General features: G+C 55.3%; 20 protein-coding genes. All 20 read right to left on the bottom strand.

From position 1 onward, the window contains the following. Window positions 1-123: 123 nt before the first annotated feature. Entirely contained in the window at window positions 124-2,145 is a 2,022-nt protein-coding gene (cheA, locus tag ACP7AD_RS11055) for a chemotaxis protein CheA (protein WP_426147344.1), read from the bottom strand. Window positions 2,146-2,296: 151 nt separating this feature from the next. After that, the gene (gene motB, locus ACP7AD_RS11050; protein ID WP_426147342.1) at window positions 2,297-3,238 is read right to left on the bottom strand and encodes a flagellar motor protein MotB; all 942 of its coding nucleotides are present in this window, start codon (window positions 3,236-3,238) and stop codon (window positions 2,297-2,299) included. 21 nt (window positions 3,239-3,259) lie between these two features. After that, window positions 3,260-4,123, bottom strand: coding sequence for a flagellar motor stator protein MotA (gene motA, locus ACP7AD_RS11045; protein ID WP_426147341.1), 864 nt, complete (start codon window positions 4,121-4,123; stop codon window positions 3,260-3,262). A 59-nt stretch (window positions 4,124-4,182) separates the two neighbouring features. Beyond that, window positions 4,183-4,800, bottom strand: coding sequence for a flagellar transcriptional regulator FlhC (gene flhC, locus ACP7AD_RS11040; RefSeq protein ID WP_426147339.1), 618 nt, complete (start codon window positions 4,798-4,800; stop codon window positions 4,183-4,185). Between the two features lie 63 nt (window positions 4,801-4,863). Further along, window positions 4,864-5,181 (bottom strand): flagellar transcriptional regulator FlhD, encoded by a 318-nt coding sequence (gene flhD, locus ACP7AD_RS11035; protein ID WP_036805039.1) that lies wholly within the window; start codon window positions 5,179-5,181, stop codon window positions 4,864-4,866. 228 nt (window positions 5,182-5,409) lie between these two features. Next, the gene (locus ACP7AD_RS11030; RefSeq protein ID WP_426147337.1) at window positions 5,410-5,715 is read right to left on the bottom strand and encodes an EscU/YscU/HrcU family type III secretion system export apparatus switch protein; all 306 of its coding nucleotides are present in this window, start codon (window positions 5,713-5,715) and stop codon (window positions 5,410-5,412) included. After that, window positions 5,705-6,883 (bottom strand): flagellar hook-length control protein FliK, encoded by a 1,179-nt coding sequence (locus ACP7AD_RS11025; protein WP_426147335.1) that lies wholly within the window; start codon window positions 6,881-6,883, stop codon window positions 5,705-5,707. The genes ACP7AD_RS11030 and ACP7AD_RS11025 overlap by 11 nt, the downstream gene beginning before the upstream one ends. A 5-nt stretch (window positions 6,884-6,888) precedes the next feature. Further along, window positions 6,889-7,233: a flagellar protein FliT gene (locus ACP7AD_RS11020; RefSeq protein WP_426147333.1), complete on the bottom strand. Its 345-nt coding sequence runs from the start codon at window positions 7,231-7,233 to the stop codon at window positions 6,889-6,891. A gap of 1 nt (window position 7,234) precedes the next feature. After that, complete coding sequence (fliS, locus tag ACP7AD_RS11015; RefSeq protein WP_426147331.1) at window positions 7,235-7,711, bottom strand: flagellar export chaperone FliS; 477 nt, start codon at window positions 7,709-7,711, stop codon at window positions 7,235-7,237. Between the two features lie 13 nt (window positions 7,712-7,724). After that, window positions 7,725-9,224 (bottom strand): flagellar filament capping protein FliD, encoded by a 1,500-nt coding sequence (fliD, locus tag ACP7AD_RS11010; protein WP_426147329.1) that lies wholly within the window; start codon window positions 9,222-9,224, stop codon window positions 7,725-7,727. A 41-nt stretch (window positions 9,225-9,265) separates the two neighbouring features. Next, a complete protein-coding gene (locus tag ACP7AD_RS11005; protein WP_426147327.1) occupies window positions 9,266-9,685 on the bottom strand; it encodes a flagellar protein FlaG in 420 nt (139 codons plus the stop codon). A gap of 183 nt (window positions 9,686-9,868) precedes the next feature. After that, on the bottom strand, window positions 9,869-11,119 hold the full coding sequence (locus tag ACP7AD_RS11000) for a FliC/FljB family flagellin (RefSeq protein WP_426147325.1): 1,251 nt from the start codon (window positions 11,117-11,119) through the stop codon (window positions 9,869-9,871). A 391-nt stretch (window positions 11,120-11,510) separates the two neighbouring features. Continuing rightward, complete coding sequence (locus tag ACP7AD_RS10995) at window positions 11,511-12,632, bottom strand: class I SAM-dependent methyltransferase (RefSeq protein ID WP_426147323.1); 1,122 nt, start codon at window positions 12,630-12,632, stop codon at window positions 11,511-11,513. 308 nt (window positions 12,633-12,940) lie between these two features. Next, a complete protein-coding gene (locus tag ACP7AD_RS10990; protein WP_426147321.1) occupies window positions 12,941-14,044 on the bottom strand; it encodes an FkbM family methyltransferase in 1,104 nt (367 codons plus the stop codon). A gap of 137 nt (window positions 14,045-14,181) precedes the next feature. Next, a complete protein-coding gene (locus ACP7AD_RS10985; protein WP_426147319.1) occupies window positions 14,182-14,436 on the bottom strand; it encodes an acyl carrier protein in 255 nt (84 codons plus the stop codon). Window positions 14,437-14,513: 77 nt separating this feature from the next. Then, window positions 14,514-15,764: a Gfo/Idh/MocA family protein gene (locus ACP7AD_RS10980; protein WP_426147317.1), complete on the bottom strand. Its 1,251-nt coding sequence runs from the start codon at window positions 15,762-15,764 to the stop codon at window positions 14,514-14,516. A 22-nt stretch (window positions 15,765-15,786) separates the two neighbouring features. Next, entirely contained in the window at window positions 15,787-17,388 is a 1,602-nt protein-coding gene (locus tag ACP7AD_RS10975) for a class I adenylate-forming enzyme family protein (protein WP_426147316.1), read from the bottom strand. A 13-nt stretch (window positions 17,389-17,401) separates the two neighbouring features. Continuing rightward, a complete protein-coding gene (locus ACP7AD_RS10970) occupies window positions 17,402-18,076 on the bottom strand; it encodes an acetyltransferase (protein ID WP_426147314.1) in 675 nt (224 codons plus the stop codon). A gap of 10 nt (window positions 18,077-18,086) precedes the next feature. After that, entirely contained in the window at window positions 18,087-19,205 is a 1,119-nt protein-coding gene (gene vioA, locus ACP7AD_RS10965; protein ID WP_426147312.1) for a dTDP-4-amino-4,6-dideoxy-D-glucose aminotransferase VioA, read from the bottom strand. Next, on the bottom strand, window positions 19,202-20,182 hold the full coding sequence (locus ACP7AD_RS10960; protein ID WP_426166128.1) for a hypothetical protein: 981 nt from the start codon (window positions 20,180-20,182) through the stop codon (window positions 19,202-19,204). The genes vioA and ACP7AD_RS10960 overlap by 4 nt, the downstream gene beginning before the upstream one ends. Between the last annotated feature and the right edge of the window lie 74 nt (window positions 20,183-20,256).

Raw genomic sequence — 20,256 nt, 5'->3', positions numbered from 1 at the left:
GGCGCTCCACACCCAAAAAACCAAAAAAGCAGGAAAAAGACAACCCAGCCCAAGGCTTCAGCAAGCAAGCAAGGGCAACACCAAAAACCGCCAAAGCCCTTGATCTGCAGCAAAGTAGCGTGTTCAGCGCGCCTTCTTTTCCCGATGGGTGCGCTGGATTGCCGCGACGTCGATGATCAGCGCCACGTTGCCGTCGCCCAGGATGGTGGCGGCGGAAATGCCCGGCACCTTGCGGTAGTTGGTCTCCAGGTTCTTGACCACCACCTGGTGCTGGCCGACCAGCTGGTCCACCAGCAGCGCAAAACGCGTTCCCTCAGCCTGCACGATGACGACAATCGCCTGCGTCGGGTTGTGAACGGCATCGGCCACAGCAAAAAGCTTGTGCAGCTCGACCAGCGCCAGGTACTCGCCGCGCACATGCAGCACACGCTCGTCGGCGGTGATGGCGTGCAGGTCTTCGGACTGGGGCTGTAGCGACTCGATGACGTAGTTCAGCGGCAGGATGTAGATTTCGTTGCCGACCCTGACCGACATGCCGTTGAGGATGGCCAGCGTCAGCGGCAGCACAATCCTGATCGTCGTGCCCTTGCCCCGCACCGAAGAAATCTCGACATGGCCGCCCATTTCCTGGATGTTGCGCTTGACCACATCCATACCGACGCCCCGGCCCGACACATCGGTAACAGCTTCGGCGGTGGAAAAACCCGGCGCCATGATCAGCAGCCAGACCTCTTCGTCGGGCGCATTGTCGGCAATGGCGATGCCCTGCTGCTGCGCCTTGGCCAGGATTTTGTCCCGCGCCAGGCCGCCGCCGTCGTCCTTGACCTCGATCACGATGCTGCCGCCCTGGTGCTGCGCCGACAGCGTCAGCTGGCCCATAGCGTCCTTGCCGGCCAGGGCGCGCTGCGCCGGCGTCTCGATGCCGTGGTCCAGACTGTTGCGCACCAGGTGGGTGATCGGGTCGATGATGCGCTCGATCAGGCTCTTGTCGAGCTCGGTTTCCTTGCCGACCGTGACCAGCTGCACCTGCTTGCCCAGCTTGGCCGACAGGTCGCGTATCAGACGCGGAAAACGGCTGAACACATAGTCCATCGGCATCATGCGGATCGACATCACCGACTCCTGCAGGTCGCGCGCATTGCGCTCCAGATGACCCAAGCCGCTGAGCAGGCGCTCGTGCAGCACCGGGTCCAGGGTGGAGGCGGTTTGCGTCAGCATCGACTGGGTGATCACGAGTTCGCCGACGAGGTTGATGATCTGGTCCACCTTTTCGACATCGACCCGGATGGAATTGGACTCCTTGGCCTGGGCGGCGGCTGGCGCGGCGGGGGCAGGCACAGGAACGACACCGGGCAGCGGCGAGGGTGCCGCGGCGGCCACCTCAGCAAGGACGGCCGGGGTTTCAGGCTGCGGCGCCGGCTCCTCGGCCGGCGTCCCGGTGCTGATGTCGATCTGTTCGGTTTCCACGATGAAGCAGCTCACCGCCACCAGGTCATCGGCATCGCACGCCGTCTGCAGCCACAGCGTCAGGCTGTCGGCCTCGGCGGTCTGCAACAGCACGGTGCCAAGGTTGGCCATTTCCTCGGCCAGCAGCTTCTGGTCATGCTCCGAAACTTTCGTGAAGCGGACCTTCAGCGTTGGAATGGCCGGCGGGTTGCCGTCGGCCTGCGCTGGGGCAGCAGACACCGGCACAGGAACCGGCGCGGTCGCAGGCGCCACCGTTTTTACGGCAGGCGGCGCCGTGGGCGAAGCGGCGGTATTGGCCTCAAGCGCCAGCTGGCGCAGCACGGCGCAAATCTGCGCGACCATCTGCGGCTCGGGCTCCGTGCCCTCGCGGTAAGCGCTCAATTGTTTTTGCAACACGTCTTTGGTCTCCAGAAAAACATCCATCATCTTGGTGCTCAGCGTCAGCTCGCCATGGCGCGCGCGGTCCAGCAGGTTCTCTAACAGGTGGGTGGTGTCGGTCAGCGCCACAAAGCCAAAGGTGGCGGCGCCGCCCTTGATCGAATGCGCCGCGCGAAACACGGCATTGAGGTCTTCACTGTCGGGCGCCTGCAGGTCAAGCCCCAGAAGCAGTTGCTCCATTTCCGCCAGCAGTTCGTCGGCTTCTTCAAAAAAGGTCTGGTAAAACTGGGTAATGTCCATCTTGTAGGCTTCTTGGTTGGGATTCTGGCGGTGGCGCCTGATCTGTAGGTGGCGCGCCCGCGCCATAAGAGCCGGGCGACCGGCCAGATCAGCGCTTCATGCGACGGGCTGCGCTCTCGGCCAACACTTCAATGCACTGGCCGCCACGGCATCAGCTCTTCGGGCCGGGCGTGACGGTTGACAGCTTCACGGCCGCCTGGCCGGCAGGGCCTTGCGGCGAAGCGCCCGGCCGGGCCAGCCCGCCGGTGGCATTGGCCACATTGGCTTTCTCGATGGCGGCCTGGGCACGCTGGTTGAGCACAACAATGCTGATGCGGCGATTGATGGGCGCAAAAGGGTCCTCCTGGTTCAAGTGCATGCTCGATGCAACGCCCATGACCCGCAATATCTTGACCTCCTGAAGGCCGCCGGCCACCAGTTCGCGGCGCGACGCATTTGCCCGGTCGGCCGACAATTCCCAGTTGCTGTAGGACTTGTCGCCCTGCGCGTATTGGGTGGCGTCGGTGTGCCCCGACAAGGTGATCTTGTTGGGCTGGGCATTGATGACCGGGCTGATCTCTCGCAGGATGTTGTGCATGTAGGAAACCACCACCGCGCTGGACCGGTCGAACATCGGCCGGTTGCTGCTGTCCACAATCTGGATGCGCAAGCCTTCGGGCGTGATGTCGATCAGCAACTGCGGGCGAAACTGCTTGAGCAGCGGGCTCGACTCGATCATTTCGTCAAGCTTTTGTTTCAGGTTGTCCAGGCGACTCGTGTCCTCGGCATTGGCCATCTCATCGAGGTCTTCTTCGCTTTTCGGCTTCTTGACCTCATCCTTGATGACCGCAGGGTCGCCGCCGCCCGGAATCACGCTCGGGCTGTTGTTGATCGCCGGCCCGCCCTTGAGCGCTTCGCTCAGCGGCATCTGAAAATGTTCTGCAATGCCCCTTAGTTGCTTGGGCGAGGACGACGACAGCAGCCACATGACCAGGAAAAAAGCGAACATGGCCGTCATGAAGTCGGCAAAAGCAATCTTCCAGGCACCGCCATGGTGGCCGGCCGCGATCACCTTGCGCTTGATGATGATGATCGGGCGTTTATCGGAACTCATGGCACATCCCGGCGGTTCGCTCTAGCGGCCCTTTGCATCGCGCACATGGCTTTCCAGCTCGGCGAACGAAGGCCGCTCCGTCGACAGCAGAACCTTGCGGCCAAACTCGACCGCCAGCTGCGGCGCGTAGCCGTTCAGGCTGGCCAGCAGGGTGACCCGGATGCATTCATAGACTTTCAGGGAGTGGGACACCTTGTGCTCGATCAGGGTTCCCAGCGGGGAAACAAAACCATAAGCCAGCAAGATGCCCAAAAAGGTTCCAACCATCGCATGCGCAATCAGCTGGCCCATCTCTGCCGGCGGCAGGTCGGCTGACGCCAGCGCATGGACCACGCCCAGCACGGCCGCGACGATGCCCAGCGCCGGCAGCGCATCGCCCACGCGCGTCAGGCTGTGGGCAGGAATGTTGCCTTCGTGCTCATAGGTTTCCATTTCCTGCTCCATCAGCTCGCCAATCTCATGCGGGTCTGTGCTGCCGCTGACGACCAGGCGCAGGTAATCGGTCATGAACACCAGCACAGGCGTATCTTCCAAAATATGAGGGTAGGCCGAGAAAATGGCGCTGTTCTTCGGATCTTCGACATCGGATTCCAGCGCCATCATGCCTTCCTTGCGGCCCTTGGACAGCAGCGAAAACATCAAGGCGAGAAGCTCCATGTACTGCGCCTTGTCGTGGCTTTTCGATTTCTTCAGCAAGGTGGGCAGTACCTTCAAGGTGGCGCGAATCGTCTTGGCATCGTTTCCGGCAATAAAGGCCCCCACAGCTGCGCCGCCAATGATCAGCACCTCCAGCGGCTGATACAGCGCGCCAAAATGCCCGCCCATCAGCCCGTAGCCGCCAAACACCGACCCCAGCACCACCGCATATCCAAGAATCACCAGCACGCCGCTCTCCCCATTCAATGTTTACGTCAGGATGTTTCAACCACCGCTCTGCGGCAATGTCAGGTGCGGGCACCGTTCATCACGTCGGCCAGCCATTGCGACGGCGAGGTCACAACGCTTGCCTCTTTGCCCGCCTGAGGCTTCGCTGCCACAGCGCGCGGCGTCTTGCTGGTCTTGCCGGCACGCGATGGCGGACGGCACAGCACGCACACGTAATGGTTTTGCGGCTCGTGCGCATGGGCAACAAACAGGCCGGTGCAGCGCGTGCAGGTGCTCAGCTGCAGCATGTCGCTGTCAAAAAACCGCACCAGCGTCCAGGCCCGCGTGAAATCGAGAATCGGCTCGCTGCCCTGCTGACCGACCTGCTCCAGGTAAAGCCGGTAGCTCTTGATGACCGCCGGAATCCGCGCACAGTCGCCATGCGTGACCATGAAGCGGTAGATGTTGTAGAACATCGACGAATGAATGTTCGCCAGCCAGGTCATGAACCAGTCGGTGGAAAACGGCAGCAGGCCCTTGGGTGGCGACACGCCCCGGATTTCCTTGTACAGCTTGATCAGGCGGTCCCGGCTCAGCGTGGTTTCCGCTTCCAGAAACTGCAGGCGGGCGCCCAGCTTGATCAGGTCAATGGCCAGATGTATCTCACGCGCTTCGCGAATGACGCTTTTAGCAACCATGATGACTTTCCCGCCTTGATTGGGTAACCATTTTCGAGAAGCTGGAATCCGCGACTTGTAACATTATTGCAAGGCGTCGATGCGCTGGCCGGACAACACAATGGCCGCATGCGCCTGCTGCAAGGGCAGGCTTTTGCCGTCCTGCGTCAGGGCCGACAAAATCGGCTGGTCGTCAAACCGCAACCGGCACAGGAACAAGCTCGAAGCGGCCAGCTTCACAATTTGCGAAAGCGACAGATTGCCCAGCAAATCGGCCACTTCCCGGCTCAAACCCAGGCGAAACATGGCGGTGGCAACGTCTTCGCGCACCAAGCGTTGGGCCAGCAGCAAATAGGTCAGGTTCAGATCACCAATTTCGTTGGTATTTGCGGTTTCAGCCATAACTTTTCCTTTTCCCACTTATTGAGCTGCGATTTCAAGCAAAAACAGAAAACCAAAATAAATTGATCGGATATTCAAAGACTTATCGATATAGACAATCTCCTACAGAGAAAGTGCTTTTCACCTTGCTTTTGTCATATTCTAGATATTTTTACATCTATGACACACTTTTATTTATTTCGTTTCAATTTCGCATCACTTCTATCGATTTATAGAAGTGCCAGCAAATCAGGCTGAATGGTCAGGTTCGAGTCGATACAGCCAGGCCAGCACTTCGGCGACGACCAGGTACAACTGCGGCGGAATTTCGTCGTCCAGCCTGACCTGCATCAGCAACTGGACCAGTTCGGGCGACTCATGCACATACAGGCCGTTTTCGCGCGCCCGCTGGACGATGGAGTCAGCCACGGCGCCATAGCCTTTGGCCACCACCAGCGGCGCCCGGTTCTTGTTGGCATACGAAAGCGCAATGGCGCTGGGCCGGTCCGCCATGTCGCTGCCGGCTGAACCTTCGCCCGTCGAGCTAGGCGCCATGGTCAGCTTTTGGCGTGCCGTGCGCGGCAGAAACTGGCGCAAGCGAGCCGATCTGCAGGCCCGTCAGTTCAAGTCCCAACGCGCTCAGGCGCGCGGGCAGTTCAGCACGAGCTTTACTGAGCCGCTCGCATGTAGCGTCTTCGCTGGCAGCCAGGCGAACCTGCAGGGCATTGCCGGAAAGGCTGATGCGCACTTCAATGTCCCTGAGCGTGGGAAGCGTCAAGGCCAGCCGGGTGCTCCAGCTACGCGGCACGGCGTCGTCGCCGGTAGCGGGCTGGCGTTCGTCCTCCTGGATTTCCCAATCCATGGGCACGGCGGGCCAAGCCTCGCCACTCCAGCGAAAAGCCGGCTGCGCCAGCAATTCGAGCTGCTGGCGCACCAGGGCCACCGCATCGTGATGAATGCCCGCCAGCGCAGGCGCGGTGCTGCGTGCGGCATTTGTCGCGCTGTCGTCGTAGCTTTTCGCCGCAGGCGTTGACCCGTCAGCCTCCTGCATCAATGCGTAGGCGTTCTTGTGTGCATGGGCTGCGTCAAGGCCTGGCGCTTGCCGGGTTGAATCCGGCACGGATGCGCCGCCACCCGGCTTGCCCGTGCCGTCTGGTGCCGCCTCATCGGCTTGCGGCGCGGCAGGCGGACCCAAACCCTCCAGCGAGCCCGGCAGGACCGGCGCAGCCTTCAAGCTTCCCTCAAGCCGGGCTTGCGGCTCCTGCGCCAGTTCGGCCAGCGACCGCGCGCCAGCAGCAAACTGCGCCAGGTGCGATTCATAGAACAGGCCGCAATGGCTGACGGTATTGGCCAGCGTTGCGGCAACCACCGCAGGCGGCGGCATTGGCGACGAAGGCAGCAGCGGGCCGCTGCCGACAACCCGCGCTGCCGTACCGGCCTCGCCTTCCAAAATGGCACTGACCGCACGCGCCGCAGCGCTCAAAGTCACCGCCTGGTCGGGCCGCGCGGCGATGTCGCCATGGCCGCGCAGGCCGCTTTTAAGCGGTCCCACGCCAAGCTGCTGCTCCACAGCCGCGCGCGACGGCAGGCGGACGTCGTTGATCACTTCTTCGACTTGCGTGACCGGTCCGGGGCCAGCCACCTGCACTTCGGGTTTGAGCAGCACCAGGTCCACCCGCTGCGCCAGCCGCGTGGCCAGCAGCGTGTCAACCAGGGGCGTCAAGCCGCTCACAGCCGTATGTCGGAATGCTGGCCGTAGGCTTTCTGAAGGTTTTCCTGCTGCTCAAGGCTCCGGAGCATTTCACCCAGGTGCTGCAGCTGCGGCATGACCAGACTGGAGATTTCAGCCTGGTGCGACGCGATGCGGCTGAGCAGCAAATACTTGCGCGCCACCTGCTCTTCATGCAGCGATTCGCGCGGTTCGATTTCTTTGAGCCGGTCGACCATGCCGCTGTACATCGCTTCGTGCGCCGGCAACCCGCCCCACTGGCAAGTGCGCGCCAGCGAAAGCATCTGTTCGGCCAGGGTGGCAATCTGCTCATAGCAATGCATCACTTCACTTTGAGAACTCATGTCAGGCTCCTGCAGAAAAACGTGGGGTGGCGTGGTCATTCGACGCTTCAGGCATCAAGTGTGATTGATGCGGATCGATCTCGCGCCAGGCCGAGCCGATGTTGTCGAGCAGACGGTCTGCCTCGTCGAGCAATGCCGGGTCGTTGCGCAGGTTGGCGTACATCAGGCGCTGGTTGATGTAGTCATACAGCGCCGACACATTGGTCGCCAGTGCAATTTCGGCCGCGCCGCCCGCCTCGGTATCAATGCTGGCCTTGAGGCCGTTGTCGATGATGTTTATGGCCTTCGAAATCGCATTGCCCTTGGCGGCGATTTCATGGTTGGCCATGTGGTGGCGCGCCATGGTGATGGCGGTTTTGGCGCCGGCAAACAACATGGTGATCAGCTGGTGCGGCGACGCACTCATGACTGCAGATTGCAGACCTATCTTGGCATAACTGTTGGCGCCTGTGCTGGCCGCCGCATTGCGTGCATACATGGATTGGCCTTACTTAGTTTTTGCTGTTCAACGCATCGAATTGCTGCGTCAGATAGGAACTGGTCCGACTCATGCCGCTCATCATCACGTCGAGTTGCGTGAACTGGGCTTTATAGCGCGCCACGGTGGCTTCGATCCGGGCTGAGGTCGCCGTGTATTGCTTGCCGAGTGAATCCAGCGTGGTGTTGATGCCTTTGGTCGCCGCCGTCAGGGTACCGTTGGTGTTGGTCATGCCGGTAATCAGCGACGACATCTGGGTGCCGTAGCCGCCCACGCCTGCGGTACCGGAAAACAGATTTGCCACGCCGCTCATTTTGCCGCCCAGTGCGGTGCTCAACTTGGTCGAATCAATCGACAGGGTGCCATCCTTCTGAAACGCTACGCCAATCTGCGACATCATCGCCAGGCCGCTGCTGTCAGGTACCTGCGGGGTGGTCAGCTCCGAACGGATCGTTATCTGAATGTTGCGCAGGGTTGAATCTCCCAGCAGCACGGCGCCTGATTTACTCTTGTCGTCAAAAGCGGTCAGCTGCTTGGCGACATTCTGCAAGCCGTTATAGGCGTTCACAAAAGTGGTGACTGCGCTTTGCACGCTTCCCGTATCCTTTTGCACCGACAAGGTGCTGATCCCAACCTTGGCCACGGTCATCGTGACGTCCTGGATCGCACCCGCCACGCTGTTGGTGGCGCTTGTGATGGCAATGCCGTTCACCGTCAGTTTCGTATTTTGTGCAGCGGCGGTTTGCTGCAACTGTGCGGCAGGGGTGCCCGCCGGGTTGTTCGCCAGCAAGCTCGATACAGCCGCGTCGCCCGTCACCGCAATGCGCATGCTCGATTTTTCGCCGCTTTGCTTTGACATAAACACCAGCCGGTTCGGTGTGGCGCTGCCGTCATTGACGATCGAGGCCGTCACGCCAATGGCAGTATTGCCATTGATCGCATCGCGAATGCCGGCCAGCGTGTTGTTGCTAGCATCAATGGTGATCGACGTTGCCGGGCGCGTGCCATCAACGGTAAAAATCACAGGATTCGCAGGAATCACAGGAGGGCCAGGATCTTGAGGAATGCTCGAATACTTTCCGTTGGCACCCAGCGTGCCGCCGGAAATGGTGCCGAAGTCAAGCGTCACCGTGGTCGCTGCGCCCCCGCCGATCACGGCTGTGGTACTGGCCACGCCCGTGGTTGCCAGCGACTGCGCTTGCGTCAACTGCGTCACGTTCAGCGCATAGGTGCCGCTCGATGCGGTGGAGAGGGCCGAGGCACTCACCACATCGGTGGCCGTCGAGCTAGCCTTGACACCCTGGTACAGCGCTGGAAGGGCCAGTGCCGCCGCTGCCGCCTGCATCGCGCTCAAGGCACTGTTGAGCTGTCCGTAAGCCGACAGCTTGGCGGTATAGCTGGTTTGCTGCCGCTGAAGCGCTATCAGCGGTGCTTGCTCGCCGGTCTTTATGTTGGCGAGCAGGCTGTTCAAGTCCAGATTCGAGCCGACGCCGAGAGAAGAAACTGATGCCATATTAATTCCTGTTCTTTCTGTTCATTTGCTGCCCTGCGCCATCACGCGGACTGGGCAAACAACAACCCTTTCAGGTTGTCCATGGCCTTGGACATCTTCACCACATCCTCGGTCGGAATCTGGCGGATCAGCTTGCCGCTATCCTGGTCAACGACCTTGACGATGAGCTCTTTGTAATCGGGGTCGATCTTGAACTGCACGCTGATCGACAAACCGGCCATCACCTTATTGATCTCCTGCAACGATTCCTGGATCTGTTTGGTTGTGGGTTTTGCAGCCTCTGCCTCCTTGGCATCAGCAGCAGCTTTGGCTGCTGGCGTTCTGGAAATATTGTCTGGCGCGCTGGCGGCTCGCGCAGTGGACGCCGTGCGCTGCACACTGTTGCCGGCTGCCGGCAGCGTGGCTTTCTGGCTGTGCTGCAAGCCATCGCCTGCATTCATCGAAACTATTGGAATTGACATTTTTTTACTCCCTGTCTAAATCGCTGCCCGCTCACGCCTGAAAAATTTACCAAGCGGGACCGGGCAGCGCAATCGGACTTTTTGGGCCTGATTGCCTTGCCCACTTTGCTTGCAGACGGCGGCCGCAGGCCGCCGCTTGACCTGTCGCCAGCGGCTGGCCGCTGGCGACAGTGCCTACTGCGATTACTGCAGCAGCGACATCACGCCCTGGGTTGACTGGTTAGCCTTGGACAACACCGACGTACCGGCTTGCTGCAGGATCTGCGCGCGCGTCATATTCGACACTTCGGTCGCGTAGTCTGCATCTTCAATGCGCGAACGCGAAGAAGACAGGTTGTTAATGGTGACGCCAAGATTGGAGATCACCGAGTCAAACCGGTTTTGCACTGCACCGAGCGAGCCGCGCAGGTCGTCGACTTTTTTCAGTGCGGCATCGATGGCTTCCAAGGGCTTGGTGGTGCTCCCTGAGGCTGAACTCAGGCTGGCAGCAGTGATTTTCGATGTATCGATGGTGAAGGCGGCGACAGTAGTACCTGACGTCGTGGGAGCTGTTGCCGGGTCAATCGCCACATAGCGGTACGTCGAAACATTTATTTTTGCGTCCTTGAAACCTTGATTAATCAATGACGACGTTTCACCAGCGGTGGTTGCCTTAATTTCAATTTCAGCATACAGAGTGCCATTGTTGTCGGTCATGGCAGTGCCGGTGAATCTGGCACCGCCCGCACCGAGGCCCAGCGCTGTTGACAAGACATTGGGAGCGCTTTCAGTTACGGACGTCGAAGCGATCGCGGTGGTTTGACCGTAAAAGCCTTTCAGTTGAGGAGTTGAAACTGCTGCGGTCACGGCAGTTTGAATACCATCAAAACTCGTGGCGGCAGCGGTACCGATAGCAGCAGGACCACTCACGTTAAAGTTTTTCATGCCCAGCGTCGTCGTGCTGATTTCCGTCAGGTTGATACCGATGATTTGGCCATCGTTCGCGCCAACCTGAATGTTCAGGGTCTTTGCCGATGAGGACAGCACTTTGGTGCCGTTGAAGTCGGTTTGCGCCGAGGTGCGGTCGATTTCAGCCATGCGCTGGGTAATTTCAGCCTGAATCGACGTCTTGTCGGCAGCAGAGTTGGAGCCATTGGTGGACTGCACTGTCAGTTCGCGCACGCGCTGCAGGTTGGTATTGATTTCGTTCAACGCGCCTTCAGTGGTTTGCGCCAGCGAGATACCATCGTTGGCGTTGCGGGTAGCTTGCGTCAAGCCCTTGATGTTGGCGGTGAAGCGGTTGGCGATGGCTTGGCCGGCGGCGTCGTCCTTAGCACTGTTGATGCGCAGACCAGAGGACAGGCGCTGGATCGCGGTGGTCAGTGACGACTGCGATGTTTTCAGGTTGTTCTGCGTGAGCAGAGAAAGAGAATTGGTGTTGATGATTGAAGACATGAAAGGCTCCTGAATACAAAGGTTATGGACTCCGGCTAACTCGCCGGCACGCTGGCCTTGTCTGTTGAAACAGTCTGCAAGCCACCGTTATTCAAGTTATCGGCTAGGGCCTGGAAAACCTTTAGGGGTGAACGTGAAAAATTTCTTGCGGCCGGGAAAGCTGGCTGCGTTGGCTTCGTCGGGTAGGTGGCGTTGTTGCATAAATCAGCCGGAAAAAGCTCTTTGGAATCAAGGACTTGCAACGCATCACTCCTTAAGTCTGGTCGAAATTATGCAGAAATCATGTTGTATAGCTCGTAAGCTATTGATTTCAAGAGAGTTATTTATGCAACAACGCCGGGTCGGCTTACGCTTCGCTGAGCCGACGGGAGTTGTGTATCAGGAGATGCCTCTAATCTTTAGACAACGGCGATGACAACTGAAGAAACAGGGCGCTTCCCATGACGAAGGCGACATCGACTCTGTCCTGATGTTCGGTCAGGAATTCATCGCCAACCCTTTGCGGACCATCGCCATACGGCCAGATATAGTCGTCCACAACAATCCACCCCCCAGCCACCACCAAGCCGCCCCAAGCCACAATATCAGACTTTGCTGCGGCATAACTGTGATTGCCGTCGATATGCAGAATAGCGATATGACCACAATAGTTCGTTGTTCCAAAAGATGCTGAAGTGACGTCCCTGCGCGCGATATAGTGCTGCGCGCCGTCGGTCGATGGCATTCGTAAATAATTCACGTCGTTGGCGTTGTAAGGCAACAGGTTCATTTCAAAGACGCGCAATGTCTCATGGCAATCATAATCCGCGATGCAGCTATCCACCAAGCCCCCTTTATCGTTCTGCACCAAATAGTCACTCAACCACGGGTCGACGCACAAGGTTTTTCCGATACCATAACATCGTGCCAATCTCGCCAGGACGAAGGCTGATTTACCCCATGCACTCCCTATCTCCACCACATCACCTTGGATGCTGTAACGAAAAATCTCGCACAAAGCGCTAATTTTCTCATCGTCACACATGCCAGGGATCACATTGCCATGCCTGAATAGCGTGGCGATTTCCAGTTCGGAAAGGGATGCCTTACCTGCTAGACTTGAGGCCAACGATAATGGTTTTTCAAGCAATTGGCGTGCGTGGCTTGTAGCGGCACGGTAGCCGCTCAGTTCCTCCTTAACTGGCGAATCATTAACCAGCGTAATATCTGGGTTAATGTCTTTCAATACGCGGTTAAGATATCTCCAGACTACAGGGTTCGGAGTATAGATGCCGCCTATTTTTAACTCGAAAATGGCAGTTCTAAGTGCATCGTTGAATCCCGGCTCAGTGATATATGGCAAATAGGACCATGCGGGATACTTCCCCTTTGAAACATCAAAATTCAATGATGAAGATCCGATTACCGGCCATCCTTCCCGTTCGCATTTTTTCAGGTAATCTAACGATCGTGGCATTCCAGCGGGGAATATGAGGGTTGGTTTGATTTTTTCATCCTGTTGTATGTTATTCATGGAATTTTATGTATTTTTATATCAGGAGACATGGAGAAAATTGGAATCTTATTGGCCGTTGCGAGATGCAGTCCAAGCTTTGGGATTGCCTTGCGCTGACGCATTCCCTCGTCGCGGCAGGGACGCCTGCGTTCACTGGTAGATATCTACTCTGCACATGCTCCATTCCCCACCCCTTTTACAAAAAGGCAGAGTTAGTGGAACACAAACAGACAGTAAATCTTTGCATTGCCGCAGTGGAAACATTGCGCCGCTTAATCGTAACAGTTTCAGTTTCAGCTTGGTGTGAATACCTGCACTTCATACAATTAAAATTTCTGCGGCACAAAAAACATTACCGTTTCCGTCCAACTTTCAGTGTAATGCCGCAAAAATACCTGATAGTCGCATCGGAGGCTGTTGATAAAGTCGAAAATACCCCAGATATCTGATGGGTGGTGATAAACGGCTATCGCAAGTTTTGGATGATCTCTAACAATATGATTCTTTGCACCTTTAAGTGCATTGATTTCCCAACCCTCTAAGTCCATCTTTATAAAAGAAACTTTTTCATGAAGATACAAATCAATTGTCGTTACGTTAATTGTGCAATCGCCGACCGCTGATACAGCGCTAGCTGAGCCCTCATTTGAATTAAAATAAAGCGTACCTTCTTCATTAGAAACACCTTTTTCTATGAATTCAATTGAGTTAAAATTTGCTAGCTGCTTCTTTGCCAGAGAAATATTTTTAGATGACGGTTCAAAAAGATAAACCTTCTGGTAGTTTGGATATCTCAGACAAAATTGCTCCGTTGTGTCACCATCGAATCCCCCTGCATCGACGAAAATCTCCCGGTCAAAATCCATGAAATCTTCAAAATACTGATCCTGAGGCCGGAAGGAGTACTTGTCTAATGCTGATTGATCTGCCGTTAGCCTATAGCGAAGCACATCATCGAAAACTTCTCTTGATTCAAAATCAGCTAAGCACTCATAGACTTTTCTCCATTTTTCTGGGTGAGCAGCTATATCTGCTCTAGTGTGTGCTACGAAGTCTGGTAATGGTACAAGATCAGGCAGCGCTCTACATAAATCCGAATAAGACAACACATGCAAAAACCCTGCTTCTCTGATCCTGAATAACGCTGTTCTCGGTCGAGAATTAATGACGCAGTTCACGATAACAGCATCTCTTCTGATCTGATCTAGCGAAAAAACTGGCTTTTCGTGCCAATACGATCCAGATGGCTCATAGTCATCTATAAATCCATCCGTGTTGATTATTTCACTTAAACGAGCTGATAAGTCATTACGTCCGAAAAAATATATTGGCTTACGATTTTCACTAAGCAACAAGGATTGGGCTAAGAAACGATCGCCCTCCGCTATGTTCATAGAAAAATATTCTATTATTTTTTTATAATCTAGCATTATTAAATTTACTTTCAATTTTTAATGGAAAGAATTTCTTATTATTTTAAGTGATGAGTTTCATCATTTTTTAAATTTTTACCACCTTCTATTCGGTGGCATGAGATTTCCGACTGCATTTAGAGGCAACCATCACCTTATTCAGTTCCAGCAAAGACTTTCCTGTCGATCATCGTTACTAGCCCTTGCACAGAGCGGAAGCCTTCAGACTCGATATCAGCATCTTCTATTTCAACATTGAACCTGAATTCAAGCTCCAGTATAAATTTGATTATGCCTATCGAATCTACGATACCAGCCTTGATAAAATCACTTGTATCATCAAAGTCTTTAGGTAGCCTAGATTTCTTTTGGAGTAATCCCAGCACAAATAGTCGAATACTGTCTTGCATTGCGTTGTTCTCTAAAGTATTTCTACAAAATTAGGCTTTTAAGCTGACCTACGAAGCCCGCTCGGCACTTTGTCTTTTTAGTTACATGCGACCCAGTGGTTTTTAAGGGATTGTTCAGATGAATCGTATGAGGCGCCCTCACACAGTGTCAATTCCTTGCTTATCCCATTCAATGGGCCACCAACAACCTTCCAAGCTCTAGTTTTCGCCGAAAAGATCATTGCTTCTAAAAAATGCATGCCTTCCAGTGCAAGTTCGGCGCTGAACACTTCATCCGACTGCCATGCGCCGGTACACTTGTACTTGCGCAGGCCGTCAGCGATATCGCTATAAAGATTTGCAAAAGCTTCGACAAAGCCGGCCGGATGGCCTGCCTTGAAGCGGTTATATCGACGCTGATTGGTGACCTCTACCGCAGCCGCACGGTCCAGAATCTCGCGACGGCCGTCCACATATGACAGCATCAACTCCTCAGGATTAACCTGGGACCACTCGGCAGATCCTTGGTCGCCATAGATACGGACTTTCAGGCCGTTTCTGTGTCCTAGCGCTGTTTTACTGAACCACAGTTGGCCTTGAACATTGCCTGTATAGCGGCACAGACAGCTCGCGTTATCCACTACACCCGAAAACCAGCCGTAGTGGTTCTGGTCCGAAACCAGTTCGACGGGCTTTTCCCCTATTAGGTAATGGATGATCTGATGCAGGTGCACTGCGAGGTCCAGATGCAAGGTTGGGATATCACCGTCGAAAAGACGCCAGGATTGCGGTACAGGTTTGATGCCTTGGGTATCCACACGAATAAATCCTTCCTGTGGCATCTCTACCTGGAAGTGCAGAACTTTTCCCAGTTTTCCATCACCTATCCTTTTAGCCAGCTCACGCAGCATCGGATAACCAGAGTAGTTATAAGTGACGGCCAGAAAAGCTTTTAGCTCATTACGTACGTTAAGGATGATTTGAGCCTGGGCGCTGTTAATGGCCAGAGATTTTTCGCAGATGACCGCAATACCGGCGCGCATGCACGCCATAACGTTTTCAAAATGTACTGGAGTGGGTGTGAGTATCACCACGGCATCCAATTGACCTTTTTCTTTGACAAGCATGTCTTGCCAGGTATCGTATAAGCGATCGTGGCCGATCCCATACAACCGGGCGGTTTCATGATTTAATACCGGATTCTTGCTAAAGCAACCTGCAACTAACTGCCATTGCTTATCCATGGTGCAGGATACGAAGTGCGAGTAGCCAACTGCAGAATTGATGGAGCCGCCGATGAACCCTAGTTTCAATGGTTCTGCTTTTGGTGATGATGTATTGTTTTGCATAATTTCTCCTATCCTTTAGGCCTTAAGGCGTATTAGGCGCAAATGTCTTGATCAGCTGAAACTTCATCAGCTTGCCCATGCCGTTTCTAGGTAATTCATCTACTACAAAGAATTTTCTTGGCTGCTGAAAATCTGCCAGCCGCTCGCAGCAGTGGAAACGGAGTTGCTTCAAATCGAACTCAGCCTTCTTGGCAGGCACCACCGCAATAGCAACCACTTCACCCAAGCGTTCGTCAGGGAATGCGAAGGCAGCACTTTCCGTCACCGAGCCATGGTCAGTGACCACCGCTTCAATATCCGCAGGATAGATATTGATACCGCCGGAGATGATAATGTCTTTGGTACGCCCCAGAAAATGGAGAAAGCCGTCTTCATCCAGCTTGCCGGTGTCGCCTGTCCTAAAGTACTCGCCCCACATGGCCGCCTGAGTCAGGTCGGGGCGTTTAAAATAGCCGTCAAATAGCATGGGGGTCTTGCAGACAATTTCACCGGCTTCGCCATTGCCAACGATATCATCATTTTTGCCGATGATCTTGATGGCAACGCCAGGGGCAGCGATGCCGACTGACTGGAGCTTGGCCTTTGCCGCAATACCATCAAGATTGGATGCAATCGCGATTTCAGAAGTGCCATAGCACTCATGGAATTCGCAATTAAATTTTGAGATCAGTTCAGCTTTGACTTGGTGATCCAGTAATGCCGATGAAGACACGAGGCAGCGCAAGCTGGTAGTGTCGTATGTATGAACCTCGTCGCCTAATTCCTCGGCAATCTGTTTAAGCTGCGAAGAGACAGCGATAGTAAAAGTAACGGTTTGCTCAGCCACACATTGCAGCCATGCTGTAGCCGAGAACTTGGACATCAGCAATGAAGTACCGCCGGTCAGCAGCGGAATCAGCGCCAGCCTTTCGGCCAGGGAATGATAGAGCGGCGTAGCTGCCAGCGTCCTGTCATGTTCCGTGATGCCATAGAGCTCGATTGCAGCAACGGCACGGTTGTACTTGGTACGTTGCGTCAGGATAATGGGTTTGGGGTCGCCGGTGGAGCCTGATGTCATGGTCAGAATTAAGGCATCTTCTTCCAAGGCGGCATTGAGTGGCTGGGCATCGGGTTTCACATCGTGCAGCAGATCAGCTAATAGTATTGCACCATCTAACCCTTCGTCTACGCTCAGCCATAGGCCATCTTTCAGTACGAAATCCGCTAGTGAAACAGACCTAAGAAAACCCTGCAATAAAGCAGCTGTTGAAACCACATGCTTCACCTCTACTACCTCAAAAGCTCTTTGCACGGCGGCTAGTGTCAGCGAGGTGTTCAATGGCACTAGCACTGCGCCAAGGTCAGCCGCAACCAGTATCAAGGCGACGAACTCGATGCTGTTGGGTAGTATTACCCCAATGTGGTCGCCACGCTTAACACCGCGTGACATCATTGCGTTTGACCAGCGGCATACCAGCTGAGCAAGCTGCTGATAGCTTGCGGTGTTCCCTTCGCACCAGATCGCCTGCTTATACGGCGTGCGTCTGGCATGCGAAAGAAATGCCGGTACAATTTTTGCCATACAAGATTTTGTAATATCAGCCGTGGTGTCTGCCCCTGTTTGTTCCAAATCGGTTTCCCTCATTCGTTCCATTCGGTTAATCCAGTACTCGGCTGAACCTGAGGAACGATTTGCTTTTCAACTTGAAAAGCTGACCTGGCTCAGACAAGTAAACTTCATCGTCTTCCGTATGCTTGTTGATTAGGGTATTTGCCGCAATGAAGTTACGCGCCCCGATACGCAATCCATGCCCTGCCGAGGAGTTGACGCCAAAAAAGCAGCCCTCACCTATGTTGCAGCCGCCCGCGATGGCAACGCCGGAATTGATCCAGTTAGATTCGCCGACGATGCAATCATGGCCGATATTGACATTGCTCGATATAAAAGTACCCCGCCTTATTCTGCAACCAGGATGGATAGCAACTTGGTCCAGGATCACGCTGTTCTCTTCGATCACTACATCGTCGTGCATTAAGACTGACGCGTGAACAAAACTTGTGAAGCAGTAGCCTTTTTGTTTGGCTTCGAGATACTTCCTTACCCGTAACTCATTCATCTCGATGAAGCCCATCGCCATGATCATATTATGCGAAACTGGGTCGAACTGCTTTTCTACCTGGCTGAACGGCACGAGCGGCAACTTCAGATAGCTGTCGGTGTTATCGGCGATGCATGCGTCGTCAACCGTAAAGCCGACGATATTCATGCTGTGGCGCGCATACGAGAATAGTATTTTTGCTATCGCACCATTGCCGTAGATGATTGTTTTCATATGCACACTATCACGCCTTGATCAAATCAATGATGCGATTGATTTGAGAGGGTTGCAGGTCTGGATAAATAGGTAGGCAAATCACTTCATTCGCCGCCTTGGTGGCCACTGGCAGGTTAGCATGCGTAGCAGAAGGCATACCCCGATACATGGGGAATTCGCTGATTAACGGATAGAAGTAGCGGCGCGCATAGATGCCGGCATCGCACAGCTTTTGATACAGGTCATCCCGACTCAGCGGATAGCCCTGCTGCACTAGGATTGGAAAATAAGAGTAGTTGGCAATCTCCTGACCTGCATCGGGCACGCAATGGATCCCGTTAATATCAGCAAGGCCACGGCGATAATGCCCGTCCACATCTTTACGTTTTTGCAGTGCTTCATCAATGCCTATTAGTTGTAATAAACCAAAAGCCGCATTGACCTCGCTCATCTTGCCGTTGATGCCGGGCGCCACTACAGTTACTTCATCCACAATTCCAAAATTTTTCAGGTTGTCGACACGCTGTTTGGTTTTGGCGTCGTGGCAAACAATAGCCCCGCCCTCGAAAGTATTGAACACCTTGGTCGCATGAAAACTCAGCACCGACAGGTCGCCGTGGTTGAGCACGCTGACGCCGTCGGATTGCACGCCAAATGCGTGCGCAGCGTCATAGATTACCTTCAGACCATAGTTATCGGAAATTTTCTGGATCGCCGCTACATCGCATGGATGCCCGTAGCAATGCACCGGCATGATGGCGGTGGTTTGCGGCGTGATAGCGGCTTCAATCCTGGCGGGGTCAAGGTTAAGCGTGACAGGGTCAATATCGACAAACACAGGCCGAATGCCATTCCATAACAGGGAGTGACTGGTGGCAACAAACGAATACGGCGTAGTGATCACTTCGCCCGTGATGCGCAGCGCTTGCAGGGCGGTCATCAGCGCCAATGTGCCATTGGTGAACAAGGAAATGTGTTTCACACCCAGGTAGTCGCACAGCGCCTGTTCCAATTGCTGGTGAAACGGGCCGCCATTGGTCAGCCGCTTGTTTTCCCAGATTTGTTCCAGATAGGGGATGAACTCTGCCAGTGGCGGCAAGAAAGGCTGCGTGACATAAATCGGCGGTATTTCGTGGAGTGATGTCATACCTCTGCCTCTTGCATCGTGTTAAATATGTTCTGCCCGCTTGCAGAGTTCACTGCAAATGATGCTGCTGGCAAGCCGGCACACCAGCGCTGCCACATGCTGCGCAGGGCGCGTTCCAGACCGGCGGCGATAACCTCAGGCCGGCCTGCCGCCGACTGCGCAAAACGTTTGCGCAGCCCGCTGCGCAGGTTCGCCAGCGTGGAAAAGTTATCGGCTGCCAGCGACACGCCCTGCTGCACGAATGCCGCTGCGTCCTGCGCAACCAACGCGTCCAGCCCGACATGCCCAAGAATGCAAGCGCCGGTGCGGCCCGCGACCGTGCTCCCGGCCAGCGTCAGCGTCGGCACGCCCATCCACAGCGCATGCCAGGTGGTGGTGCCGCCGTTATAGGGAAAGGCATCGAGGCAGGCATCGACCTGATGGTGCAGCGCCAGATAGGCTTGCATGTTTGAGCGCGGATGAAAATCAAGACGCTCGCGTGCAATCCCCTCTGCGGCAAACCAGGCGATCAGCGTGTCGTATTGGCCGTCCTCGCGCATCGCCCCCAGCACCATGCGCGAGTCGGGCAAAGCGCGCAGCAGTTGCGACCACAGCGCGATCACGGCGCGGCTGATTTTGCTCGGACGGTTGAAGCTGCCGAAGGTCAGATAGCCGTTGCTCAGCGCCGGCAGATTATTGACCGGCGGTGCCTCTGCGTACGGCAGGAACGGCGCAAGGGCCGGTAAATGCACCAGCTTTTCCGTGAACAGATGGTCGAATTGCCCGGGCGGCAGCACAAAGCGGTCGCACAGGTAGTAATCCATGCTGCTCAGGCCGGTAGTGCCGGGATAGCCGATCCAGCTGACCTGCACCGGCGCCGGTTTGCGGGCAAAGCTCAACAGTCGGTGCTTGGATGTGTGGCCTGACAGGTCGATTAGTACATCGATGCCGTCAGCGCGGATTTTTTCCGCCAGCGCGGCATCGCTCAGACCCGCCACCGGCCACAGCGCCGTGGCTGACTGGCTGTTCTCGCAGACCGAATTCGTCGTGCGCGGCGGCACCCTGCGCTGGA

The sequence above is a fragment of the Polaromonas sp. DSP2-3-2b2 genome, assembly GCF_049895905.1.
In the GTDB taxonomy this organism is placed as follows: Bacteria; Pseudomonadota; Gammaproteobacteria; order Burkholderiales; family Burkholderiaceae_C; genus Polaromonas.
Note: the sequence above shows the minus strand (reverse complement) of the source record. Positions and strands in the feature narration are given on the sequence as shown.